Source organism: Qipengyuania marisflavi, from assembly GCF_005884405.1.
In the GTDB taxonomy this organism is placed as follows: domain Bacteria; phylum Pseudomonadota; class Alphaproteobacteria; order Sphingomonadales; family Sphingomonadaceae; genus Qipengyuania; species Qipengyuania marisflavi.
Genome location: NZ_VCAO01000002.1, coordinates 268491 through 294265, shown reverse-complemented (window position 1 = coordinate 294265; position 25775 = coordinate 268491). Strand labels below are relative to the sequence as shown.

The following is a 25775-nucleotide window of genomic DNA, read 5'->3' as shown; positions in this document are numbered from 1 at the left end:
CGTGAGCGATCCAGAACCCACCCCGCAAGACCTCGTCTCCGGCCTCGTCCGGCTGCTGACCGTTTCACGTGACAGCGAAGACGCCTTCACCGGCCGCCAGCAACCCGGCGGCATTGGCCGCGTGTTTGGCGGGCAGGTGGTCGCACAGGCGCTACAGGCCGCGCAGGCCACCGCGCCCGAGGGGATGGCGGCGCATTCGCTGCACGCTTATTTCCTGCGCGCCGGGCGCGAGGGTGTCGATATCAACCACGCCATCTCGCGCGATTTCGAAGGCCGCAGCTTTGCCAATCGCCGCGTGGTGGTGAGCCAGGCTGGCGATAGCGGGACCAGCAAGCCCATCCTTAATCTGACCGCCAGCTTCCAACGCCCTGAAGAGGGGCTGTCGCATGATGATTACACCATCCCCGATGTCCCACCGCCCGAGGATCTGCCTTCGGATATGGAGCAGCGCCGCAACTTCATCGCCAAGATCGGCGAGCCCAGCGAACAGCAGAAGGCGTTGATGCTGCGCCCGCGCCCGATCGAGATCCGCACCAGTGGTTCGCAGCACTGGATGAACAATGCCAAGCGCCCCCCGCACGCGCACAATTGGTTCCGCGCAGTGGCCACCCTGCCCGACGATCCGGCGATGCACCGCGCCGTGATCGCCTATGCCAGCGACTTCACCCTGTTGGGCACCGCCGCGCTGCCGCATGGGCTGAGCTGGGCGCGCGGCGAGCTGAAAGGCGCCAGCCTTGATCACGCCATCTGGTTCCACCGCCCCGCCCGCGCTGACGAATGGCTGCTGTACGTCACCGACAGCCCGTGGTCGGGCGGCGGCAGGGGCTTCAACCGCGGCCGCATCTTCAACCGCAGCGGCCAGCTGGTCGCCAGCGTGGCGCAGGAAGGCATGATTCGCGCCGCGCGGAAGGCCGATTGACGTCGCTCGGTTCGTCGCTGCTGAGGAACACATGGACCGGGTGTTACACAGTCCAAGGACAAAAAACTTCGTTCAGCGCAAGCCCGCCCTGCGTGAATGAAACGGGCAGGAACACGGCGCGGATAAAGAGGCATTCCCGCACCCTATCGCGGTGTGTGGCTGTAGGAAAACGTGCCGCTTGCCCCGCGCCACGCGCACGTTAGAACGGCACGGCACAGGGGGCGCGAATGATGGATATTGCCAATTATCTTGAACAGATCAGCGGCATATACGCCAGCGGTCAGGCAACCGAACACAGTTATCGCGCGGCGCTGGAGGGACTGTTCCAATCGATCGATCCCGACATTCAGGTCATCAACGAACCCAAACGGTCAGAGGGCGGAATGCCCGATTTCCTGTTCCAGCGCGACGGCATCGCCTTCGGCTGGGCCGAGGCAAAGGATTTGCCCAAGGATGTCATCAAGTTGAAAGGCTACAGCGTCGAACAGCGCAGGCGCTATGAAAACGCGTACCCCAACCTGCTTTATACCAATGGCGTCGATTTCGAATTCATCCGCAACAAGGATGTGGTTCACCATACTTCCATCGCGGATTTCATGGGTGGCCTTGGCGGGTTGCAGCCGCTGCCCGGCAAATTCGACGAGCTTGAGCGTCAGCTAAAATCCTTTGCCCAGCAAAAACCCATCAGCATCACCAGCGCACAAAAGCTGGCGGAAATGATGGCGGGCAAGGCGGCGATCATCAAGGATGAAGTCGGCATTGCACTGGCCGAAGACCCGGCGTTTCAGAAGGGGCTGGGCCGCCAGTTCACCACCTTCAAAGAGAATTTGCTGCCCAATCTGGAGCCGGGCGAATTCGCCGATATTTATGCCGAGACGATTACCTACGGCATGTTCGCCGCGCGGCTGCACGACGACAGCCTCGAGACTTTCAGCCGGCAGGAGGCACTGGAAAAGCTGCCGAAGTCAAACCCGTTCCTGCGCGGGCTGTTCCAATATATTGCGGGTTACGACATTCCCGACCGGCTGCGTTACGTAGTGGACGATCTTGCCGAAGTGCTGCGCGCCAGCGATCCGCATTCGCTGTTTGCGGAATTCGGCAAGTTCACCGCCCGCAACGATCCCTTCATCCACTTCTACGAAACCTTTCTTGCCGCATACAATCCTAAAAAGCGCAAAAGCCGGGGGGTCTGGTACACGCCGGAACCGGTGGTCGATTTCATCGTCCGCGCCGTGGACGATGTGCTGAAAAGCGAGTTTGGGATTGCCGACGGGCTGGCGGACACCGGCAAGGTGACGGTGGACTGGGACACAGGCGAGACCAAGGACGGCAAAGCGGTGACGATCAAGAAGGACGTGCACCGCGTGCAAATCCTCGATCCGGCAACCGGCACCGGCACTTTCCTGGCCAAGACGGTACAAACCATTGCCGACCGGGTGAAGGCCCGCGCACCGGGCAAATGGTCCAGCTATGTCGAGGAGGACTTGCTGCCGCGCCTGCACGGGTTCGAGCTGCTGATGGCCAGCTATGCCATGTGCCATATGAAGCTGGACATGCAGCTGACCGAGAGCGGCTATGTGCCGAGCAAGAACCCGCCGCGCCTGTCCGTCTGGCTGACCAATGCGCTGGAACCCGCCGAGCGCGAGGTCAAGGATTTGTTCTTCCAGCAACTCGCCGACGAAGCGCGCGGTGCGAGCGAGGTGAAGCGCCAGACGCCGATCATGTGCGTGATCGGGAACCCGCCCTATTCGGGACATTCGTCGAACTTTGGCGATTGGATTGAAGGCTTAATGAGTGAATACAAGGTTAGCCCTGAATTGAAGCGACCTGCGCAAGCGAAATGGCTTTCAGATGATTACGTAAAATTCGTCCGAATGTCAGAACATATGATTGCCAAGAACGGGCATGGTATAATGGGACTTATTACCAACCACGCCTATCTAGATAATCCGACCTTTCTCGACATGAGGAGACATCTTAGAGAAACGTTCGACAGTATCCATATTATTGACTTACATGGTAATTCTAAGCGAAAAGAAGTCTCTCCCGACGAAACGCCCGATAAGAATGTCTTCGATATTCAGCAGGGTGTTGCCATCATTCTAGCAGTTAAGAAGTTACACAATTCAAGCGCTAAAGTGGACGATGCAACGGTGAGCCATGCAGAGCTTTGGGGAAAGCGGGAGGCAAAGTATGCGGCGCTGCGGGAAGCGAGCCTCAATTCAATGTTATTCGCAGATGCGACTCCCAAATCGCCCCCTTGGCGGTTCAAACCGACAAACGAGGATTTGTTGGTCGCATATCAAGTTGGATTTTCTACAGCTGAACTCTTTTCACCAAACGGTAGACCTGCCCCCGGAATTGTAACTACCCAAGATCAATTTGCTATCTCGTGGAGTGCTACTGAAGCTATCGAAAAAGTAAGTCTCTTGCTGGCATCAGCAAATGAAACGGACGCGCGAAAGCATTTCCGCCTTTGCTCTACCACGCAGTGGAATTTCGAAAGCGCTAAGAGGGAATTGTCGGTTCAGGCAGCCAGACAACAGTTGGCCCCGATTTCGTATCGTCCGTTCGATGATCGATGGACGATATATGACCCCCACGTGGCGGTTCACCGACGTGAAAGAGTCATGAATCACTTTCACCGACACATCAATCTTGGGTTAGCCACTGCGCGCAGCAACAAGAACCCAACTGCGGATCACTTTTTTGTCACTGAAAAAATCTCAGAAACGAAATTTGCCGAAAGCAGCACTCAGTCGGTCAATTTCCCCCTTTACCTCTACCCAGACGAAAACGCCCAACAAACCGATGCGCTTGCCCCAACCGAGCGCACCGTAAACCTCGACCCCATGCTCTACGCCGAAATCTGCAAAGCCGCCGGGATCGATCCCGCCGACCAAGCTGGGCCGGAGGAAGATTTCCGCGCCGCGACCGGCGAAGCGCGCCCGTCAGAGGTCAAAGTGTTCGACTATATCTACGGCGTGCTGCACAGCCCCGATTACCGCGAGACCTTCGCCGAATTCCTCAAGATCGACTTCCCGCGCATTCCCTATCCGGCCAGCCCGGAGGTGTTCGCGCATATCAGCGAGAAGGGTGAGGCCCTACGCCGTCTCCACCTGATGGAACCCGCCGCCATTGGCGACACGCCTTTTCCCTATCACGGCCACGGCGATGATGTGGTCGCCAGCGGCCATCCCAGGCTGGAAGGCGGAAACGTGTATATCAATAGGGAACAGTATTTCGCCGGGGTGCCCAAACTGGCGTGGGAGTTCCACATCGGCGGATATCAGCCCGCGCAGAAATGGCTCAAGGACCGGCGCGGACGCAGCCTTGGCTATGACGATATCGGGCATTATCAGAAAATCGTGAAAATCCTGATCGAAACCGACCGGATCATGCGCGAGATCAAGCTTCCGCTCGACACCTGAACCCCTCCATTTCGCACCTGCAAAAAAACTGCAAGCCAAACGCTGCACAATCGTGTAGGCGCCGCCGCACACGCCGGGCGCGCGTCGGGCTTTGATGCCCGCAAACGCGCGACACACCGGCCCCGGAAACGGCCTTGAACGTTCCATCTCCCCATCCGCACCGAATTTCCGGTGCCCAGACCCTGTGAGCATCATGAGTTTTGAAACCCTGCCGCCGATTCTCGGCGAAGCCCTTGCCGAACGCGGATATACCGCCCCCACCCCGGTCCAGGCCGCCGTGCTTGAGCCTGAGGCCGTGGGCCGCGATCTGGTCGTTTCGGCACAGACCGGTTCGGGCAAGACCGTGGCGTTCGGGCTGGCGCTGGCCGATGCGCTGCTGGCCGAAACCGCCAATGTGCCGCTGGTTGAGAAGCCGCTGGCGCTGGTGATTGCACCAACCCGCGAACTGGCCCTGCAGGTCAGCCGCGAACTGGCGTGGCTCTATGCCAAGGCCGGACTGCGGATCGCTACCTGTGTCGGCGGGATGGACGCCTCGAAAGAACGCCGCGCATTGCGCTCTGGCCCCGCGATTGTCGTGGGCACGCCGGGCCGGTTGCGCGACCATCTGGAACGCGGCGCGCTCGACCTGTCGGGCCTGATCGGCGCGGTGCTGGATGAAGCGGACGAAATGCTCGACATGGGGTTCCGTGACGATCTGGAGGAAATCCTCGACGCCACGCCCGACACCCGCCGCACCCTGCTGTTTTCGGCCACCATGCCCAAGTCCATCGTGGCGCTGGCGCAGCGTTACCAGACCGACGCGGTGCGCCTGTCGCTGGTGGGTCAGGACCGCGGCCACGGAGATATCAGCTATCAGGCGATCACTGTATCGCCTTCCGAAATCGAGAACGCAGTGGTCAATATCCTGCGTTACCATGAGGCGGAGACGGCGATCCTGTTCTGCGCCACGCGCGACAATGTGCGCCATCTGCACGCCACCCTGCAGGAACGCGGGTTCGCCGCTGTCGCGCTGTCGGGCGAGCATTCGCAGTCCGAGCGCAATCAGGCACTGCAGGCCATGCGCGACCGCCGCGTGCGCGTTTGTGTGGCCACGGATGTCGCCTCACGCGGGATCGATCTGCCCACGCTGAGCCTGGTGGTTCATGTCGAGATCCCCCGCGATGCCGAGATTTTGCAGCATCGTTCGGGCCGTACCGGCCGTGCTGGCAAAAAGGGCACCGCCGCGATTATCGTGCCGTACAACCGCCGCCGCCGCGTCGAAGGAATGCTGCGCGGAGCGAAGATCGAAGCGGAGTGGATGGATGCCCCCACTCCTGACGACATTCGCGAAAAGGACCGTGAGCGGTTGCTGACCGCACTGATGACCCCGACCGAATATGAGGACGAGGATCGCGCGCTGGCAAAGCAGCTGATGGAACAGCGCACACCCGAAGACATCGCCGCCGCGCTGGTGCACGCGCACCGCGCCGCGATGCCGCAGCCCGAGGAATTGCTCGCCAACACGCCCGAAGCGCGTGACGCCGCCAAGCAGCAGCGCCACCGCGAAGGGTTCGAGGACATCGTGTGGTTCCGCATCGCCATCGGCCGAAATCAGAACGCCGAAGCCCGCTGGATCCTGCCGCTGCTGTGTCGCCGTGGCCATATCACGCGCAATGAAATCGGCGCCATCAAGATCGGCCAGACCGAAACCCATTTCCAGGTTCCTCGCGCCGCAGCTGCCAAATTCCAGGAAGCTCTGGGACGGACTTCCGAGGGTGATGATGACCAGGATTCCATCGTGATCGAACCGGCGCCCGATGGCCCGCGCGAAGCCGCGCGCACCAATCGCCGCGACGGACCCCGCTCCAACGGCCCTCGGTCGAACAGTTCCCGGCCCGATCGCGGCCCGCCGCGCTCTCGCCATGGCGGCCCCGACCGCAAGCCCGGCGGTTATGCTGGAGGCAAGCCGACCGGCGGCAAGCCCGGCGGTTATGTCGGTGGAAAGCCAAGCGGCGGCAAGCCCGGCGGCTATGCTGGCGGCAAACCCGCTGGCAAGCCGGGTGGTTCATTCGGTGCCAAGCCTGCCGATCCCTTCGATAACAAGCCGCGCGGCAAGTTTGGCGCGAAGCCGGGCGGAAAATTCGGCGGCAAGCCAGGCGGCAAGCCCTTCCCCGGCAAAGGCAAACCCAAGCCGGGCGGCGGTTTCAAGGGCAAGCCGGGCAAGCCCTCCAACTGATCAGAGCAAGCGCCAGAAATGATTTGGCGCTGACCGTCCACTCTCATAGACCTGACCTTAGCAAACAGGGGACAGGGCTATGAAGCTGCGGATTTTTTGTACGGTTGCAATGTGCACATTGGCTGCGCCGACGGCTCAGGCGCATGATCCTGCCCCGCCGCTGACCGCATCAGCTCCGGCTGTGACGGTCCCCGATTACGCGGGCGAAGCACAGCGGATTGCCGACGGTCTCCATGCCACTGGTATGGTTGCTGCGGTGATGGTCGATGGCAACGTAGTCTATACCGGAGCATTGGGTGTCGAGGAGGAGGGGTCTGGCCGTCCGGTAACGGTGGACACGCTGTTCCCCATTGCCTCCATTTCCAAGGCGTTCACCACCACCGCGCTGGCCATATTGGTCGATCGCGGCGAGCTGGATTGGGACGATCCGATCCGCAAATACATTCCCGAATTCGCCATGTATGACCCGTGGGTCAGCGAACATTTCACCATCCGAGACGCGCTGACACACCGCTCTGGTCTGCCCCTGGGTGCAGGCGATTTGCTGATCTGGCCCGATGGCGATGCCAAAGCCGACGATATTCTGCGCGCGCTGCCGCATCTGAAACCCAGCACCGGTTTCCGCGACGGCTATGCCTATGACAATCTGCTATATATCGTGGCCGGTGAAGTGATCGAGCGGGTTTCCGGCAAAAGCTGGGCGAGCTTCATTACCGACGAGATTTTCGCCCCTGTCGGCATGACACAATGCGCGGCCGACCGCAGCCGGATTGCCCCCGGGCGGGCGGTGGTTTCCGGGCATGAACGTCCGGCTGGCGCGGTCACAGGCAAGCCCATTGATCCGCGCACGGCCTTCAGCACCACATGGAACGCGGCGGGCGGCATTTTCTGCACTGCCGGCGACATGATGGTCTGGGCCAAATTATGGTTTGATCGCGGCGTGACCGCAGACGGAATGCGGCTGATCAGCGAAGATCAGGCCCGCGAGTTGTGGAAAGGCGTCACGCCGGTCGGCAGCGGCAGAATTGCCGAAAGCGGCGGATCCACCAATCTGGCGATGTACGCGCTGGGCTGGTTTGTGCGCGATTTCGAAGGCACGCCGATGATCACACATTCGGGCGGCGCACCGGGGGTAACCAGCAATTTCATCCTGCTGCCGCAAAAGAATATCGCCATTTTCGCATCATCGAATGACTACATGAGCACGCCCGCTGCGTGGACGCGGCAGATTGCCGATGTGCTGGCTGATGGCGAACAGGACAGTGATGTGATCGGTGGTGCCATCGCTGCCAGCTTGGAACAGAACAAAGCTGCCAAGGCACTGGTTGCCAATGCCGCCGCTCCGCCCAAGGGTGCCGCCAAGCCTACGCTGCCGCTATCAGCCTATGCCGGGGTTTATCGTGATCCCTGGTACGGCACTGTGACCATCAGCGAAACGCGCGGCAAACTGCATATCGATATGAGCCGGTCGGAAGTTCTCGACGGCCCGCTCACCCCCTTTGACGGCGATACCTTCGCTGCGATTTGGGCGGATAAAACATTGAAAGCCGATGCCTTTGTTACCTTTACCGTCGCAGATGGCACGGTCACGGGGATGACCATGAAAGCAATTTCGGACATCACCGATTTCTCTTTCGACTTCCACGATCTCGAACTGGTCCGCGAATAGGCTCAGCGCGGGGCTTCTTACCCGCCCGCGTGATAGAAATCATAGATCAGCTGCGCCACGCCCTCGCTGATGCCGGGGGCGCGTTGCAGGTCTTGCAGGCTGGCAGCGCGGACTTTTCCGGCGGTGCCGAAATGCAGCAGCAAGGCGCGTTTGCGTGACGGCCCGATGCCGGGAATCTCGTCCAGCGGACTGGCCGTAATCGCGCGGCTGCGCTTGGCGCGGTGCGCGCCAATGGCGAAGCGGTGAACCTCGTCGCGCAGTCGCTGGAGGTGGAACAGCACCGGCGAATTGGTCGGCAAGGTTTTTTCGCGGCCATCGGGAAAATGAAACACCTCGCGCCCTTCACGTCCATGATGCGGACCCTTGGCGATGGCGATCAGCGGGACATCCTCGATCCCCATTTCCTCCAGCGTATCGCGCACCGATGACATCTGGCCCTTGCCGCCATCGATCAGTACCAGATCGGGCCACACCCCCGCCTGCTGGCGATCGGGATCGTCCTTCATGGCGCGCGCGAAGCGGCGGCCCATGACCTCGCGCATCATTGCGAAATCGTCATTGCCCTGCGCGGTCTTGATATTGAACTTGCGGTACTGGCCTTTCTCGAAGCCTTCCGGCCCCGCCACCACCATCGCGCCGACCGCCTTGGTGCCTTGGATATGGCTGTTGTCATAGACTTCGATCCGCTGCGGCGGTTCGGGCAGCTCGAGGAATTCGGCCAGCTCGCGCAAGGTCCGCGCCTTGGTGCCGCTTTCCGCCAGCCTCCGCTCCAGCGCCTCGACCGCATTGCGCTGCGCCTGCTCCATCAGCTGACGGCGGGAACCGCGCTGCGGGATAGAGATTTCGACGCGGTGCCCGGCCTTCTCGGCCAGCGCCTCGGCGATCAGTTCCTGTTCGGGCAGCGCGCGATCGACCAGAATGGTGCGCGGCGGCGGCACTTCCTCGTAAAATTGCAGCAGGACGTCGGCCAGCACCTCATCCTCGGCAATGTCCTGCGTGTGGCGCGGGAAAAAGGCCCGGTGCCCCCAGTTCTGTCCGCCCCGGATGAAGAACGCCTGCACCCCGACCTGCCCGCCCTTGGCGGATAGCGCAAAGATATCCGCATCCCCCACACCGCTGGCGTTGATGGCCTGACTGCCCTGAATGAAAGTCGCCGCACGCAGCCGGTCGCGCAGCATGGCGGCGGTTTCAAACTCCAGATTGGCCGCAGCTGCTGCCATCTGCTTTTCGATCTTGGCCTGCACTGCGCCCGATTTGCCTGCCAGAAAGTCCTTCGCCTCCTGCACCAACTCGCCATAGCCATCAGCATCGATCCGGCCCACGCAGGGCGCGGAGCAACGCTTGATCTGGTATAGCAGGCATGGCCGGTCACGGCGACTGAAAAAACTGTCGGTGCAACTGCGCAGCAGGAACAGTTTTTGCAGCGCATTGATCGTGGTGTTGACCGATCCGGCGCTGGCGAACGGGCCGTAATAATTGCCTTTCGCCCGCCGCGCGCCGCGATGTTTGGAAATGCGCGGGAAATCGTGATCGACGCGCAGCAGGATGAATGGAAAGCTCTTGTCGTCGCGCAGCAGCACGTTGAACGGCGGGCGGAACCGCTTGATCAGCTGCGCTTCCAGCAGCAGTGCTTCGGCTTCCGAATTGGTAGTGACGATCTCCATCCGCCGCGTGCTGCCAATCATGCGGATCAGGCGGTTGGAAAGCCCCTTGGGCTGCGTGTAATTGGCCACCCGCGCCTTCAGGCTGCGCGCTTTGCCGACATACAGCACATCACCGCGTGTATCGAGCATGCGGTATACACCGGGATGCGGCTTGAGCGTCTGCACCACCTCGCGAATGGCGGTGATGCCCGCTTCAAGATCTTGCTGGCCGCTGGCAACCGTATAGGTCGCGCGGTCTTCATTGAAGCGCTCTTGCCCACGGGGGTCAGGCGGGGATCCGGCAGGGGTTCGGGCCATTCGGAGGGAGATAGGCGCGGCGTCCGCCAATCTCAATCGCCTGTCGTTGCGCTTGCACCGCTGCGCGAATGCGGGCAGCGTCGCGGGTGACGCAAGGGGATATCATGAGCACGAATATCGCGCCGCCGCGCACGGTGGGTTTCTGGGGCACTGCGCTGTTCCCGGTCAATGGCATGATCGGCGCAGGCATCTTTGCGCTGCCCGCAGTGCTGGTGGCCGCAGTGGGCGATTTTGCGCCGTGGATGATGCTGCTGGGCGGATTGCTGTTCCTGCCGCTGATCCTGACCTTCGCCTGGCTGGCGGGGCGGTTCGATCACAGCGGAGGACCGATCCTGTATGGCGAGGCTGCGTTTGGCCGCTTCATTGGCTTTCAGGCCGGTTGGGCACGCTATACCAGCGCCATCGTCACAGTGGCGGCAAACACCCATGTGATGGTCACTTATCTGGCTGCATTGTTCCCGGTGCTGGACGGGCCATTGATCCGCCCGATTACCGTCACCGCGATCATCGCCGTGCTGACCGCGATCAATCTATTCGGCATGAAGAAATCGGTCGGGACTTTGGGGCTGATGACTGCCGTAAAGCTGGCCCCTCTAGGCCTGCTGGTGGTGGCCGCACTGTTCGCTGGGACCGGGGACATTGGCTTTGCCCTGCCCGTGTTTAGCGAGGCCGAGACGATCATACTGCTGACCTATTACGCCTTTATCGGGTTTGAGGGCGTCACCCTGCCCGCTGGCGAAATGAAGCAGCCCAAGCGCGATGTACCGCTGGCGCTGGTCACTATGCTGGCGGCGGTCACGCTGCTGTATATGGCCGTGATCTGGGCCTATCTCGCTATTGCACCCGGCGCGGTCAACGACAGCAATGCGCTGGCTGGCGCGGCGCAGGAGATCATGGGTAAACTGGGTGCGATCGCCATCGTCACCGCGGCAGCTTTCAGCATCGGCGCGAACAATTTTGCCGGCGGTATCAGCCTGCCGCGCATGACCTATGGCATGGCCGAGCGCGGGATGCTGCCGCGCTGGTTTGGCTATGTCAGCCCGCGCTGGCTCACGCCCTCCAATTCGATCCTGTTTTATGGCGTGGCGGGGATACTGTTTGGCCTGTGGGAAGGGTTTGAGGTGCTGGCGGTGGCGGGCACGCTGACCCGGCTGGTCACATACCTGATCAGCTGCGCCGCGCTGCCCGTGCTGGAGAAGCGCGACGGCGCGATCAATGTGCCCCATGCGCTGGTGGCAGGGTTTGCCTTTGTCAGCTCGCTGTGGGTTGCGACCCACGCCGATGCCAAGGCCTTTGCAGTGCTGGGCGGGCTGATCGTGCTGGGCACAGGGTTCTATTTCATTGCCGCAAGACAGGCCCCCGAAACCCCGATTGCCGAGGCCTGAGTGCCTGACACCTATGACGCCATAGTGCTGGGCGCGGGTGCGGCCGGGCTGATGTGTGCGGCGCGCGCGGGGCAACGCGGGCGGCGCGTGCTGGTGCTGGAACGGGCAGAGGCACCGGGCAAGAAAATCCTGATTTCAGGCGGCGGGCGCTGCAATTTCACCAATATCGGCGCGGGCCCGGCCAATTATCTGTCGGCCAATCCGCATTTCGCCAAATCCGCACTGGCCCGTTATACCGCGCGCGATTTTCTCGATCTGGTCGAGAGTTACGGGATTGCATGGCATGAAAAGACGCTCGGCCAGCTGTTCTGTGACGGATCGGCCAAGCAGATTGTCGCCATGCTGATGGAGGAATGCGCCAAGGGTGACGTGACAGTCGCCTGCGGGGAGGAAATCGCGGCGGTCACGGAGGATGGCGGCTATGCCGTCACCACGCAGACAGGCACCTATCGCGGCAAATCGCTCGTTATCGCGACCGGCGGACCGTCGATCCCCAAGATGGGCGCGACCGGGTTTGCCTATGATCTGGCCCGTCAGTTCGGGATGAAGGTGGTCGAGCCGCGTCCCGCGCTGGTCCCGCTGACCTTGGGCGGTGATGAGGTGCTGTTCCGCGAGATTTCGGGGGTATCGGCCCCAATTATCGCCAGCGCCAACAAGACCAGCTTTGCCGAAGCCGCTTTGTTTACGCATCGCGGGCTGTCGGGTCCGGCGATCCTGCAAGTCTCGTCCTTTTGGAAAGCAGGCGATCCGGTGACAATCAACTTCCTTCCCGGACGCGGAGAAGGCTGGCTGCTCGCCCGCAAGTGCGACACACCCCGCGCCACCCTGCGGGCTGTGCTGCGCGAGGCGTTGTCGGCGCGTCTGGCGGACATCTTGGCCGACAAATTGGGCATTGCTGCTGATCTGGGCAACGCCTCGGACAAGGCACTGCGCGATGCCGAAAAGCGGCTGGCACAGTGGGATTTCCGCCCCAATGGCACCGAAGGCTTTGCCAAGGCCGAGGTTACCGTCGGCGGCATCTCTACAGCAGAATTGTCGTCGAAGACCTTGGAAAGCAAACGCACTCCCGGCCTTTACGCAATTGGCGAAGCGGTTGATGTTACCGGCTGGCTGGGCGGCTATAATTTCCAATGGGCATGGGCATCAGCAGTGGCCGCAGGGGATGCAATGTAAGGCGCATTTGACGCAGTGCACAATTCTGTTACGCCGTGACCCGTGTGATCCGCAATAAACGGATTGTGGCAGGGAAAACCGGATGCGACAATTGCAGGGAATGGATGCGAGCTTCGTTGCGCTGGAAACGCGCAATTCCCCGATGCACATCGGCTCTATCCTGATTTACAATCCCGCAACCGCACCCGGCGGCTTTGTCCGGTTCAAGGACATTCTGGCGTTTTTCGAAAGCCGGATGCAGCTGAGCAAGACCATCCGTCAGCGGCTGGTCCGCGTGCCCTTCGACCTCGATTATCCCTATTGGATCGAGGATCCCGATTTCGATCTGGAATATCACGTCCGCCATATCGCGCTGCCCAAGCCGGGTGACTGGCGGCAATTGTGCATTCAGGCCGCGCGAATCTTTGCCCGCCCGCTGGACCTGACCCGCCCGCCGTGGGAATTTACCGTGATCGAAGGGCTCGACGGCGTCGAAGGCGCAGCGCCGGGTTCCTATGCAATGGTCACCAAGGTCCATCATTCCGCCATCGACGGGATGAGCGGGGTCGATCTGCTCGAAGCGATGCACACGCTCAACCCCGACGATCCGGCACCTGACAAGCCCGACCCGTGGCAGCCGGGGAAACTGCCCAATGCCACCGAACTGCTCGGCAAAAGCTATTTCAACGCGCTGACCAACCCCTTCAAACAGCTGGAAGTGGCCGCCAAGGCCGCGCCGGGCCTGGCCAAGGCCATCAAGGGGCTGGCCGCCAAGGATTTCAGCGTCAGCCGCGAAATGCTGGCCCCGCGCAGCCGCTTCAACCGCCCGATATCCTCCACCCGCGTGATCGAGGGGCGCAGTGTACCACTGGCCGATATCAAAGCGATCCGCGCGCTGTCACCGGGCTGCAAGGTCAACGATGTGTTTCTGGCGATTGTCGGCGGGGCGATGCGCAAATATCTGCTGTCAAAGGACGATTTGCCCGAGAAGACGCTAACCGCAATGGCACCGATCTCGGTTCGCTCCGCATCGGAAAAAGGCAACATGGGCAATCAGGTCGCGGCAATGGTCGCGCCGCTGGGCACACATCTGAACGATCCGGCCGAGCGGCTGACCTTCGTCCATGAAAAAACCATGAATTCCAAAGCCATGACTGAGGCTGTTGGCGCGCGGAACATGACCGAGATCAGCAAGGTTTCGCCCGCACTCTATATGTCGCTGGGCGCACAGCTGTACACGCGGCTGGGGCTTGCCAATCGGGTCGGCCCGCCCTTCACCACCGTGGTCACCAACGTACCCGGACCGCCGGTGCCGATTTATTCATCGGGTGCGCGGCTGGAAAGCCAGATGGGGCTGGTCTGCCTTACCGATGGCATGGGTCTGGGCCATGTCGTGCAAAGCTATGTCGATGAAGCGACCATCGCCTTCACCGCCTGCCGCGATTTGCTGCCCGATCCGGAATTCTACGCGCAGTGCATCGAAGACAGCTTCCACGAATTGCGCGACACTGCGCGGGACAAGGCCGGTGAGCCTGACAAGCAACCCGCTGCGAAAAAGCCCAAGGCCAAGTCAGCAACCATAAAGAAGTCTTCTGCTAAGAAAACCACCAGCAAGCCACGAACCGCCAAGCCGACTGCGCCGGCCATGGGGGCGACAAGCAAGACTGCGCGCAAACCGCGCAAGCCGAGCGCACCGAAAAAGGGTTCGACCAAGACATGACCGCTACCACCACCACAGCACCCGGCCGGGCGCAGGCCCGCCCGCCCCACGCCCTCCTCGCCCTGTCCGAACCGGGCCGCGCGATGGGCGAACTGGCCAGTTTCTATGCGCTGCGCCCGATGATGCGGCTGTTGCCTAAGGGTGATGGCCACGGCGTACTGGTCCTGCCCGGCTTCATGGCGTCGGACGGTTCAACCCGCCCGCTGCGCTCGTTGCTGGAAAGCCTTGGCTATGATGCGGTGGGCTGGAAACTTGGCCGCAATATCCGCGTCGATAACGCGCGGATTTCCGAAATGATGGACTGTGTCGACGCGCTGTATGACCGCAGCGGCGGCGCAATCAGCATCGTTGGGTGGAGCCTGGGCGGCGTGTTCGCGCGCGAACTGGCCAAGCTGGCCCCCAAGAAGGTGCGTCAGGTCATCAGTCTGGGCAGCCCGATCAGCGATGATCGCAACCACACCAATGCCCGCCGCCTGTTCGAAATGCTCAACGGGCGCGAGCCTGAGCCTATGCGGCAGGGCAATTTCCGCGAGCTGGCCAAAGCGCCGCCGGTCCCCACCACCTCGATCCTGACGCGCACCGATGGCGTGGTCCATTGGCGCGGATCAGTGCAGGCGGGCGATCACGACCAGTGCGAGAACATCGAAGTTATCGCCAGCCATTGCGGTCTGGGCGTCAATCCCGCGGCGGTCTATGCCATCGCTGACCGCCTCTCGCAGACCGAAGGCGCATGGCAGCCCTTTGCCCCGCGCGGTCTGGCCTGCCTGGCCTTCCCGCGTCGCAACTTGCACTGATCTATAACCGGGCGGCTCAGAACGCTTTGCGGATATCGATACCCAGATAACGCCCGACCGGATCGATTCGGAACGGTTCATAGGAATCCGGGGTGACGCCATTGCTGTCGACCACACTGCGGCGTGCGTCGAATACATTGTCTGCCAAGAGGGACACGCGTAGGCCCTTCAGCCAGCCGTCCTCCTGCTTCAGCACTTGGCCAAGATCGGCAAACACGCGCACGTCGAATGTGACCAAATCGCCGAAGAACAGATCGTTGCTACCGTTCAGGCCAGCGCCGCGCAATTCCGCTTCGCCGGTATAGCGGCCCGACAGGCGCAATCCGTAGCCCTGCCAGAAAATTCCGCCCTCCAGCCGGGCGCTGTGCTGCGGAATGGTCCCGCCGCTCAGGACTTCGCCTGCCAATTGGTCGAACAATGGCCCGCCAGCCGCCAGCAGCACCTCGTTTTCCAGCGTGATATTGTGGTTCAGGCTGAGGAAATAGCGCGCACGGCTATCGCCGCCGCGTCCGAACATCGCCGCCGGATTGAACCCGCCACCACCACGGCGACCGCCGCCAGCCTGACTGCTCCCGCCCTGTGGTGCATCATCAGCAGCACAGAACCGCGCGCGGACCTGTTTCAGCCGTTCGGGATCGATCTCGCCATTCTCTCCGCGCAGCCGTTCGAGCATTTGCGGGGGCAAGCCGTCGAGCTGGGGCGGATCGGCACAGATCGCGGTGCGCATTGCAGCGAAGCGCTCGCTATCCCCGCCGGGGCCTCCTTCGCCGCCCGGACCAGCTTCACCGCCATCGGCTGCGCAGAACCGGGCGCGGGCAGCGGCGATTTTCTCGGGATCGGGATTGCCGTCAGCGTCCATCAGGCGCGCGCGAAACATTTCGGGGATCGCGGACAGATCGGGCATTTCACCCTCTGGCACGGCGCAGAAAGTCTTACGCATTTCGGCAAAGCGTGCAGGATCGAATCCGCTGCCGCTTCTCCCCGGAGGTGCGCCTTCAGGCCTGCCGCCAGCCGGCGCTACACTTGCTGGGGGAACGCCGCCGGGCCGTCCGCCGCGCTCGCCCCGTTCAGGAGCTTTGCCGATGGAGCCGCGCATATTGAGGCCAAAGCTGAGCACTCGGCTGCGGGTTTCGTACAAGGTCACTGGACGCAGGTCGATTTGTGTCAGTTGCCCGCCTGCACCGCGTGTCACGCGGTCGGGAAAGGCCTCCTCGAACGCCGCGCTGAAACCGGGCGAACTGGTCACGTCACGTGAACGGTTGATACCGTAATCCGCCTGCAACCGCGCGCCATCCAAAAACGGCAGACGCCAGTTCGCGCTGAATTTCCAGTCGGCCTGTGTTTCCGCGAGCAGGTCAGGATTGCCGCCACTGATAATCGTGGCGAACCCGTTCTGGCCGGTGGTGAAATCAAACACCTGCGTGTTGAGCAAATCGATGCGCGGGCTGCCCAGAGTGGTCAGGCTGGGGGCAACCTCGCGCCAGATCCGCGTCGCGCTGAGCGACAGGCTGTCGAACGGCGACCAGTTCACCCCGGCGCTCCAGTCCTTAAGCGTGCCGAAGTCGGACAAATTCTCGAAACCGCCGGCAAATGTCAGGCTGACATCGCCAAATCCTGCCCAGGTATCATCGCGCTTCAGCACGGGCACTGTGACATTGGCACCGCCCGCCAGCCGCCGCCGCTTGACACTGATAGGCAGGGGCGAGCGGGTGTCTTCGCTCTTGAGCTGCTTGTAATCGAATCCGGCATCGAAGGTGGCCGACACATCGCCCGCTGGCAGGGTGATCGGATAGCCGGTGGTGGTGGCCTTGCTGACGAAAGTTGTGGTTTGGCTGGTCGCACTATCGACGCCGGGATCGCCAAATCCGGGCAGCGCGGCATCGATTGCAAAGGTGCCCAGCGCCGCTGCCGTCACCAGCGCGGTGGTGTCCGAACGGCGGTCAATCTCGGTCATACTATCGGCGCGAACTGCGTCAGCGGTGAAGGTCGTGTTCCAGCCGCTGAAGTTCTTGTTCAGCGATCCGCCCATCGACAATGTATCAGTCTGCAAACGCCGTTCCAGCGGGTTGTCTGCGTCAATGATCCGGAAAGCGCTGGTGCCATCGGGCGCAAACAGCGTCACTGCATCCAGCCCTGACAGGCTGCGGCTCTTGTTCCGCTCTGCCGCCAGATTCAGACTGAGCGAAGTTCCGCTGTCAATAAACGCGCGGGCGTAGTTCGCTGTCGCTTCGACCCCGAAGCTGTCAGCAATCAGGCTGCGAAACTCCGCGACGCCCGGCTGACCATCAACCTCCAGTCCGCGCTCGGCCTCGGTCAGCAGGCTGGTGTCGTTGACTTCGACATTGAAATTAAGCCGTCCGCCATTGGCGATCTTGAGAAAAGTCGCCTCCTGCTCGGTTCGCGAATAGCCGCCGCGATCGGGCTGTTCGTATTCCACCTCGGTAGTGAGGCTGGAGAAATCGGGCTTGAGCACGATGTTGACCACGCGCTGATCGGGCGAGAAACCAAACCGCTGCGCCACTTCCTCGGCAAAAACCTCGACCTTGGCGATGGATTCCGGCGGGTAATTGGAAAACTCGCGGAAGCTGGACACGCGAATACCGTTGATCAGGAACACCGGCCGACCTCCGCCGCGCCCGCCGCGTGACCCGCTGCCCGTGGCTGGGGCAATTGCTTCGAGCACATCGGCGATGGAGCCCGCGCCAAAACCGGCAATATCCTCGGCATCGTATTCAGCGATAGGTGGTACGTCGATGATCAGCTGACCGCGAATGCGCGTGCCCTGGACCACAATCGTCCCGGCATCTGGCACTTCCGGCCTCGCTTGCGCTTCGGTCGCATCTTCAGACTGCGCCTTCACAGCTGCGGGCCACACGATTGCGGCAGCAGAAAACATCAAAACCGTAGAAAATCGCAAGATCGCGGTTCCTTAAATCGTCTGAAATAACCCTCCCCCTTCAAAGCAGTGCGGATTTCCGGCACATGATGCAAGCGCTTGACTGTAACGCATTGTCACTGGTCATCCCCGATGCGCTGTTGGCAGAAAACGGCACTATGGGCGCCAAGGCTTCCCTTTTGTCCCACCCCCCGCTAAAGGGCGCGGCCACCGATCCCGGTAATTTACGGAAACTTGAACTGCATGGCCAAAGAAGAACTCCTCGAAATGCGCGGACGCGTGGTTGAGCTGCTGCCCAACGCCATGTTCCGGGTAGAGCTCGAGAACGGCCACGAAGTGCTTGGCCACACCGCCGGTAAAATGCGCAAGAACCGCATCCGCGTGCTGGTTGGTGACGAGGTGCTGTGCGAACTGACACCTTACGATCTGACCAAGGCGCGGATCACCTACCGCTTCATGCCCGGACGCGGCGGCCCCGGCCCGCAATAAACGCGCGTGGGCTCCCCCACACTCATTCTCGCATCGGCAAGCCCCCGGCGGCGCGAATTGCTCGCGCGGCTGGGCATGGTGCCCAATGCCATCGTGCCTGCCGATATCGACGAGGCCCCGCTCAAGGCTGAACTGCCCCGCGCCTATGCAATCCGCATGGCGCGCGAGAAAGCTGTTGCAGCCGCTTCGGATGACGGCTTCGTTCTGGCGGGTGACACGGTGGTGGCCGCTGGCCGCCGCATCCTGCCCAAGGCCGAGGACGAAGTCACCGCGCGCACCTGTCTGGAACTGTTGTCGGGCCGCCGCCACCGCGTGCTGTCCGCACTGGCACTGCGCGCGCCCGACGGGACGATCCGCGAGAAGCTGAGCGAGACAATGGTGATGTTCAAGCGGCTGAGCGCAGAGGAAATCGACGCCTATATCGTCAGTGGCGAATGGGATGGCAAAGCTGGCGGCTATGCCATCCAGGGAATCGCGGAAGGGCTGATTGCCCGCATTCAGGGCAGTCATTCGGGCGTGATGGGCCTGCCGCTTTACGAAGCCCGCCTGCTGCTCAAGGCGGCGGGGTTCGAGCTTGCCTGAACCGTCCGGCCCCCAGTGGCTGGTCGAGGAGGGGATCGGCGAAGACCGCGCGATCCTGCTCGATGGCGGTGAAATTGCCGTGGCACGGCTACACTGGCCCGGCGGGCTTACCGCAGGACAAATCTCCGATGCCAAGCTGATTAGCCGCCGCAAGGGTGCTTTACGGGGCATTGCCGAATTTGCCGGAGGCGAGCGGGCGAATATAGACCGGCTTCCCCCCTCTGCTTCCGAAGGCGCATCGCTGCGCATAGAAATCACCCGCGCCCGCATCTGGGAGGCTGGTCGCCAAAAATTGGCGCAGGGCCGTCCCAGCGACGCCGAATTGCGCGGCCCGCTCAGTCTGGCCGACCAATTGCGCGCGGACGGTGCAACGGTGCGGATTGTGCGCCGTTTCCCGGATGAAGCCGATTGGGCAGAGCTTTGGCGCGAAGCGGACAGTAAGCGTGCCGAATTTCCCGGTGGTGCGCTGTTGCTCTACCCCACCCCCGCGATGCTGCTGATCGACGTGGATGGCGAAGACAGTCCAGAGCGGCTGGCGCTGGCCGCAGTCCCGCCGCTGGCCAAGGCGCTGCAGCGGTTCGACATTGGCGGCAATGTCGGGATCGATTTTCCCACGCTGACCACTCGGGAAAGCCGCAAGGCGGTGGATCGGGCGTTGGCCGACTCGCTGGACAATTGGCCGCATGAACGCACTGCGATCAACGGCTTCGGCTTTGTGCAATTGGTCGCACGGCTACAGCGGCCATCGCTGCTGGCGCATATCGTCCACAATCGGGCGGGTGCCTATGCCCGCGCGCTGCTGCGCGAAGCGGAACGGCTGGACCACCCCGGCGTGATCCAGCTCAATTGCGGGCCCGAAATTGCCAGTGCCATCCAAGAGGACTGGCTGATCCAGCTGAAACGCCGGACCGGGTGGCCGGTGCTGGTGAAGATCGACCACGAGCGGCTTGAATATGAGGCGTGTTTTGCCCAGATCGTGCCACATGACTAGCCAAGCCAAGCCCTGCCCGATCTGCCGCAAACCACGCAGTCAAGAATTTGCGCCGTTCTGTTCGGCCCGCTGCCGCGACCGCGATCTGGCGCGCTGGTTCGGCGAAGGTTACGCTGTGCCCGGTCGCACCGCACTGCCCGAAGAAATCGCCGCGGCCGTGGTCCGCGGCGAAGAGGACTGATTCCCCCTTGCCAAGCGCGCGAGGCTTCGCCATAGGCGCGCACTCCAACCGCTGGCCGCCCACGCAAGGACGGCTGCGACAGGAATGCCCGGGTAGCTCAGTGGTAGAGCAGACGACTGAAAATCGTCGTGTCGGTGGTTCGACTCCGCCCCTGGGCACCATTCCTTTTTCCTGACAATCCGCCTCAGCGCTTTTTGCGGCCTTTGCCGCCGCGTTTCTTGCCGCGCTTTTTCGGTGGCTTGCGAGTGGTGGCTGCTGCTGCCGCAGTTGCGCCTGCTGCTGCGGTAGAGACAGCGGCTGTGGACGTGGAAGTGGAAGTGGACGCGCCATTGGCATTGAATGGCAGGTCCATCGGCTCCAGATCGGCGCCGGACATGAAGGCGTTCCAAATCTGTGCGGGCACATGGCCGCCGCTATTGCCGGGGATGGGATCATTGTCGTCACGGCCCACCCACACGGCGGTCACCAGATTACCGGCAAAGCCCACAAACAGCGAATCGCGGCCATCTTGCGATGTCCCGGTCTTGCCAAAGGTCGGCTGCGCCAGCACGGCGCGCTTGCCCGTTCCGGCATTGGCCGCCTGCCACAAGAGATCGAGCATCGGGATCCATTCGCCATGCCGGTCCAGCTCCTCGCTTGGCGGGTCGGCGTCATCTTCGATCCCGTACAATGTGACCGGATACCGCCCGCCCGCAAAGGCGGCATAGGCGGTAACCAGTTCGGCCAGCGTCATGTTTGACGTGCCCAGCGGCAGGCTGTCCATCTCGGTCAGCTCCGAATGCACACCCAGATCGCGCGCAGCCTTGCGCACTTCGTCATAGCCTGCGGTCTGCGCCGCGCGCACTGCCACGGTGTTGCTGGAAATCGCAAAGGCCTCGCGGATGGTGATTGCTCCGCGATAGCCCGAATAGGCATTCTTCGGCTGCCACCCGTCAATGTTCAGGGGGCCGTCCAGCATGGTGTCGTCGGGCGTTGCGCCATCACGAAAAGCGGCGAGATAATCGAACAGTTTGAACGTCGAACCCGGCTGACGTTCGGCAAACAGCGCGCGGTTGAACGCCTCGGCCTGCCATTCCTTACCGCCTACCATCGCCACCACGCGGCCATCGGGACGGATTGCGATCAGGGCGACCTCGGCGCTGCCCAGCGATGCCGCAGCAACTGCCTGTTCGGCCTGAGCCTGTAATGCCGCGTCGAGCGTGGTCTTGACCTGCCCGGTCGCATTATCGTCCATGCCCTGCGCCAGCCAATCGGTAAACCATGACCCGCCTGGTACATCATCACCGCCAGCGCGCGGGTGCGTGACGCGGGGGTCAGGCTCGCCCTCGGCCTGCTTGGCAGTGATGAACTCTGCATCCGCCATCGCCGACAGCACGATACGCATCCGCTCCAGCGAAGCCTCACGGTCCACGGTCGGTGCCAGATTGGACGGCGCCTTTAGCATTCCGGCCAGCAAGGCGGATTGGCCAAGCGTCAGATCCGCGGGTGCACGGTCGAAATAATGGCGCGCGGCGGCAGCCAGGCCGTTTTGGCCGTCGCCATAATATGCCGCTTCGAGATAGCCGGAGAGGATGTCATCCTTGCCCATCCACACTTCGACCCAATCGGCCAGCACCACCTCTTTCAGCTTACGTGCAAAGGTGCGGTCCTGAGTCAGATAGGCGTTTTTGACATATTGCTGGGTAATGGTGGAGCCGCCCTCCACCACGCCGCCCGCCTGCGCATTGGCGAGCATAGCGCGCGCCAGACCGCGCAGGTCCAACCCGCCGTGGTCGAAGAACCGGCGATCCTCGATAGCGATAAAGGCGTTGCGGACGTGCGGCGGCAGTGATCCGGCCTCGATCGGTTCAGGGACAGCATTGCCGCGCCGCGCAATCACGGTGTCATCGGCGGCGAGGAATTCCAGCGCGTCGGCCTGCCCCGTCTCGCCCATCCGCCACGGCGGCGCGGCGGCGGTTTCCCAAGCCAGCAACACGATCAGGAAAGCGAACAGCAGCGTATAGCGCAGCGGACGGTCGCGCAGCCACGGCCATGCGGTATTGTACAGCCAGTCCGTAACGCTGTTGATGGTCATACAGTAAAATCCTCCCGCGCCTTCGAACGCGCGAACGCCTCTATGGTTCTTGTCCAGGCCACAAAGGTGCCAGCGCAGCGCAGGCTTCGTCCAGCGCAGCGAAGTCGCGCGGGCGCGTCAACCGCCAGACCGGGCAGTTCACAGCGATGCGAGCGGCCAACGCACCCTGCTGTGCCCACTCGCCCAGTGCCTCAAGCATTTCGGGACGGTACATCGTCCCGCGCAGCGCGGCCTGCACCGCTGCGCCCCCTTGCAAACGCTCCAGCGACACTGCTTCGCCAGTGGTAAGCACCACAACGGCGGCGAGCGGCATTGGCGGATCGCCAGCCGCGTGCGCAGCGACGCTGCAATGAAACTTGTCCTCGCGGTAATAATCGCGCTCAATCACGCGGTCCTGCCAGCCAAGCCGGTCAATCGCCTCACGCCACAGTTTCAGCCGGGCGCTGGAGGGGTGGATGACGGCCGCGCCCTTCCCCGGAGCGATGCGGCTGAGGTCATCTGCGACCAGCGTGCCGCCGCGTGACAGCAGCGCACCTGCCATCGTGCTCTTGCCCTCGCCCGCATCACCGCACAGCAGCACCGCGTGGCCCTCGCGCGCCACCGCGCTGCCATGCCACATCGCATGCCCACGCTGATAACCCAGCGCGCCCCACGCGCTGCCCAGCGTGAACAGCCGCAACTCACGCATATCGGCAGCAGGATCGAGGAACAGCGTAATCCGATTGCCCTCCGCGATTTCCCAGCCGCCAATATCGTCGATCTGGAAGCGCATCACGCCATCATCAAAGGTCAGGCCATCGTACGCCAGATTGCAAGCCATCGGCCCCTCGCCCAGCGCAATCGTCACATCCGCCGCGCCAGTATCCTGCGCCGCAAACGCCTCCCATTCGGGCAAGGGCAGCGCTGAGGCGACGATGAGCCCCGAATGCCGGTATCGGTATTCCGCCGCGCGGTCCTGATCGCTTGCCTGCATGGTGCGCCTGCCTGCCCAAGCACGCCTGCACACGCAAGCTTCACCTTAGCGCCAAGTGCCGCTATCGACCCCGGCCATGCATGAAACTTCTGCCAACGCGCTCAACGCCTTCGACATCGCAGCCATTCTGGTGGTGGCCGCCGCGCTGCTCGGCTGGTTTAATCATCATTTCATCAAGCTGCCGCATGTTATCGGGCTGACCGTGATGGGCGCGCTGGCGGCGATGGGGCTGATGATCGCCAATGCGTTCTTCCCAGCCGTGACGCTGGATGATCAGGTTGCAGGCCTGTTGTCGCAGATGAATTTCACCGACACCTTGTTGCAGGGGATGCTCAGTTTCCTGCTGTTTGCGGGGGCGCTGCATGTCGATCTTGACCGGCTCAAGAACGCCTGGCTGCCAGTGCTACTGCTCTCGACGATTGGCGTGATGGTGTCGACCATTCTGGTGGGCATGGCTACATGGGGCGTCGGCCTTGCGCTGGGGCTGCCGATTACGCCGATCTGGTATTTCGTGTTTGGCGCGCTGATTTCGCCCACTGATCCGGTGTCGGTGCTGGGCGTCCTGCGCGAGGAAAACGTGCCGCTATCACTGCAAAGCGCGGTGGCGGGGGAGAGCCTGTTCAATGACGGCGTAGGCATCGTGATTTTCACCATCCTGCTGGGCGCGGCAGTGACCGGCGCAGATTTCTCGCTGTCCGAAGGCGCGCGGTTGTTCGCTATCGAGGCCGGTGGCGGTGTGCTGGTCGGTCTGGTGTTCGGCTGGATCGGTTACCGTGCGCTGGCCAGCATGGACGAATATACGCTGGAAGTGCTGATCACGCTGGCCATCGTCATGGGCGGCTATGCGCTGTGTTCCAGCCTGCACATCTCCGGCCCGCTGGCGATGGCGGTTGCTGGCCTGCTGATTGGCAATCACGGGGTCACCTACGCGATGAGCGATGTGACGCGCGATTACGTGGTAAAGTTCTGGGAGCTGGTCGACGAATTGCTCAATTCGGTGCTGTTCCTGCTGATCGGGCTTGAGATGATCGCGCTGGTGCCCGGCGTCGACGACCTGATCCTCGGCCTCGCCGCCATCCCGCTGACGCTGGCAGCGCGCGCCGTGGCCGTCACAGTCAGCACCAAAGCCATCCCTGCAACCCGACTGGCCGAAAAAGGGGCGGGCCGTGTGCTGTGGTGGGGCGGTTTGCGCGGCGGCATCTCGATCGCTCTGGCGCTCTCGCTACCACCGGGCGAAACGCGCGACCTGATCCTGGCCGCAACCTTTGCCGCCGTGCTGTTCTCGGTACTGGTCCAGCGCGCCACGCTGGGGCGGCTGATCGACAAGCTGAAGGCTGACCACGCCCCCGCGGTCGAGGAAACGCCCTCCAGTTCGGTTCACTGATCGATTCGTATTTCCAGCGCGCCTTTAAGCTGCGCAATTGCGTCCCTGCTGCCCTTGCGGTATGGCGCGGCCATCGCCCCGGAGCTTGCGGAAGCCATTCGATTCCGCCGCCGGGGCGCTTGGCTTTTTGCACGAAGGAATAACCGCCCATGGCACGTCGCCGCCAGATCTACGAAGGCAAGGCCAAGATCCTGTATGAAGGCCCCGAACCGGGCACCATCATCCAGTATTTCAAGGATGACGCGACCGCCTTCAATGCCGAGAAAAAGGGCACGATCAACGGCAAGGGCGTGATCAACAATCGCATCAGCGAATATGTGTTCACGCGCCTCAGCCACATCGGCATCCCGACGCATTTCATTCGCCGCCTCAATATGCGCGAACAGCTGGTGCGCCAGGTCGAAATTATTCCGCTTGAAGTGGTCGTGCGCAACGTCGCCGCTGGCTCGATTTCCAAACGCCTGGGGATCGAAGAGGGCGAACCGCTGCCGCACACGCTGATCGAATATTACTACAAGGACGATGCGCTGGGTGACCCGCTGGTGTCCGAAGAACACATCGCCTGCTTCAACTGGTGCAGCCATGAAGAGCTGCAGGACATGTCCAGCATGGCGATCCGCATCAACGATTTCCTGTCCGGCATGTTCGCCGCGATCGATATCCGGCTGGTAGACTTCAAGCTGGAGTTCGGCCGCATCTGGGACGGCGATTACGCGCGCGTAATTCTGGCCGACGAGATCAGCCCCGACGGCTGCCGCCTGTGGGACATTAATTCGGGCGAGAAGCTCGACAAGGACCGCTTCCGCCGCGATCTGGGCGGTGTCGAAGAAGCCTATCGCGAAGTCGCCCGCCGCCTCGGCCTGTTGCAGAACGAGGATTCAGGACCCGGCGAAGTGCTCGATCTCAACGCCCATCGCGGGCGGCTGCGCAACACTGCCAAACCAGTTAAAAAGTAAGCA

General features: G+C 62.3%; 18 protein-coding genes and 1 tRNA gene. 15 read left to right on the top strand and 4 right to left on the bottom strand.

Features of this window, described 5'->3' with window-relative positions:
* The first annotated feature begins 1 nt into the window (after position 1).
* The 4 genes from FEV51_RS05955 to FEV51_RS05940 all read left to right on the top strand — a co-directional run bounded on the left by FEV51_RS05955 (position 2) and on the right by FEV51_RS05940 (position 8234).
* Positions 2–919, top strand: a complete 918-nt coding sequence (locus tag FEV51_RS05955) for an acyl-CoA thioesterase (protein WP_246034461.1) — start codon at positions 2–4, stop codon at positions 917–919.
* A 227-nt stretch (positions 920–1146) separates the two neighbouring features.
* Positions 1147–4350 (top strand): type ISP restriction/modification enzyme, encoded by a 3204-nt coding sequence (locus tag FEV51_RS05950; protein WP_138616910.1) that lies wholly within the window; start codon positions 1147–1149, stop codon positions 4348–4350.
* A 193-nt stretch (positions 4351–4543) separates the two neighbouring features.
* Positions 4544–6565: a DEAD/DEAH box helicase gene (locus FEV51_RS05945; protein WP_138616908.1), complete on the top strand. Its 2022-nt coding sequence runs from the start codon at positions 4544–4546 to the stop codon at positions 6563–6565.
* Positions 6566–6644: 79 nt separating this feature from the next.
* A complete protein-coding gene (locus FEV51_RS05940) occupies positions 6645–8234 on the top strand; it encodes a serine hydrolase (protein ID WP_138616906.1) in 1590 nt (529 codons plus the stop codon).
* Positions 8235–8251: 17 nt separating this feature from the next.
* Here FEV51_RS05940 and uvrC read toward each other — a convergent pair whose 3' ends face one another.
* Positions 8252–10195 carry an excinuclease ABC subunit UvrC gene (gene uvrC, locus FEV51_RS05935; RefSeq protein ID WP_138616904.1) on the bottom strand — a complete coding sequence of 648 codons (1944 nt, stop codon included), beginning with the start codon at positions 10193–10195 and terminating at the stop codon, positions 8252–8254.
* Positions 10196–10299: 104 nt separating this feature from the next.
* Here uvrC and FEV51_RS05930 point away from each other — a divergent pair, with 104 nt between their 5' ends.
* From FEV51_RS05930 to FEV51_RS05915, 4 genes are all read left to right on the top strand, one after another.
* Entirely contained in the window at positions 10300–11580 is a 1281-nt protein-coding gene (locus FEV51_RS05930; RefSeq protein WP_138616902.1) for an APC family permease, read from the top strand.
* Positions 11581–12753, top strand: coding sequence for a BaiN/RdsA family NAD(P)/FAD-dependent oxidoreductase (locus tag FEV51_RS05925; protein WP_138616900.1), 1173 nt, complete (start codon positions 11581–11583; stop codon positions 12751–12753).
* Between the two features lie 82 nt (positions 12754–12835).
* Entirely contained in the window at positions 12836–14452 is a 1617-nt protein-coding gene (locus FEV51_RS05920) for a WS/DGAT/MGAT family O-acyltransferase (RefSeq protein ID WP_246034460.1), read from the top strand.
* Entirely contained in the window at positions 14449–15246 is a 798-nt protein-coding gene (locus FEV51_RS05915) for an esterase/lipase family protein (protein ID WP_171033052.1), read from the top strand. Before FEV51_RS05920 ends, FEV51_RS05915 begins: the two co-directional genes overlap by 4 nt.
* 16 nt (positions 15247–15262) lie before the next feature.
* Here FEV51_RS05915 and FEV51_RS05910 read toward each other — a convergent pair whose 3' ends face one another.
* Positions 15263–18106, bottom strand: a complete 2844-nt coding sequence (locus FEV51_RS05910; RefSeq protein WP_222927437.1) for a TonB-dependent receptor — start codon at positions 18104–18106, stop codon at positions 15263–15265.
* Between the two features lie 279 nt (positions 18107–18385).
* Between FEV51_RS05910 and infA the strand changes: the two genes are divergently transcribed.
* The 5 genes from infA (at position 18386) to FEV51_RS05885 (ending at position 20546) form a co-directional block, all read left to right on the top strand.
* Positions 18386–18631, top strand: a complete 246-nt coding sequence (gene infA, locus FEV51_RS05905) for a translation initiation factor IF-1 (RefSeq protein ID WP_007163491.1) — start codon at positions 18386–18388, stop codon at positions 18629–18631.
* Between the two features lie 6 nt (positions 18632–18637).
* Positions 18638–19213: a Maf family protein gene (locus tag FEV51_RS05900; protein WP_138616896.1), complete on the top strand. Its 576-nt coding sequence runs from the start codon at positions 18638–18640 to the stop codon at positions 19211–19213.
* On the top strand, positions 19206–20204 hold the full coding sequence (locus FEV51_RS05895) for an Rne/Rng family ribonuclease (protein ID WP_138616894.1): 999 nt from the start codon (positions 19206–19208) through the stop codon (positions 20202–20204). Before FEV51_RS05900 ends, FEV51_RS05895 begins: the two co-directional genes overlap by 8 nt.
* The gene (locus tag FEV51_RS05890) at positions 20197–20385 is read left to right on the top strand and encodes a DNA gyrase inhibitor YacG (protein WP_138616892.1); all 189 of its coding nucleotides are present in this window, start codon (positions 20197–20199) and stop codon (positions 20383–20385) included. The genes FEV51_RS05895 and FEV51_RS05890 overlap by 8 nt, the downstream gene beginning before the upstream one ends.
* A gap of 86 nt (positions 20386–20471) precedes the next feature.
* Positions 20472–20546 (top strand) — tRNA-Phe (locus tag FEV51_RS05885).
* A 23-nt stretch (positions 20547–20569) separates the two neighbouring features.
* On the opposite strand, the gene FEV51_RS05880 is transcribed toward FEV51_RS05885, so the two are convergent.
* Positions 20570–22459 carry a transglycosylase domain-containing protein gene (locus FEV51_RS05880; protein ID WP_138616890.1) on the bottom strand — a complete coding sequence of 630 codons (1890 nt, stop codon included), beginning with the start codon at positions 22457–22459 and terminating at the stop codon, positions 20570–20572.
* 40 nt (positions 22460–22499) lie between these two features.
* Positions 22500–23432 (bottom strand): phosphoenolpyruvate carboxykinase (ATP), encoded by a 933-nt coding sequence (locus FEV51_RS05875; protein WP_138616888.1) that lies wholly within the window; start codon positions 23430–23432, stop codon positions 22500–22502.
* Positions 23433–23508: 76 nt separating this feature from the next.
* Between FEV51_RS05875 and FEV51_RS05870 the strand changes: the two genes are divergently transcribed.
* Positions 23509–24816: a cation:proton antiporter gene (locus FEV51_RS05870; RefSeq protein ID WP_138616886.1), complete on the top strand. Its 1308-nt coding sequence runs from the start codon at positions 23509–23511 to the stop codon at positions 24814–24816.
* A 149-nt stretch (positions 24817–24965) separates the two neighbouring features.
* The gene (gene purC / locus FEV51_RS05865) at positions 24966–25772 is read left to right on the top strand and encodes a phosphoribosylaminoimidazolesuccinocarboxamide synthase (protein WP_138616884.1); all 807 of its coding nucleotides are present in this window, start codon (positions 24966–24968) and stop codon (positions 25770–25772) included.
* Positions 25773–25775 lie beyond the last annotated feature (3 nt).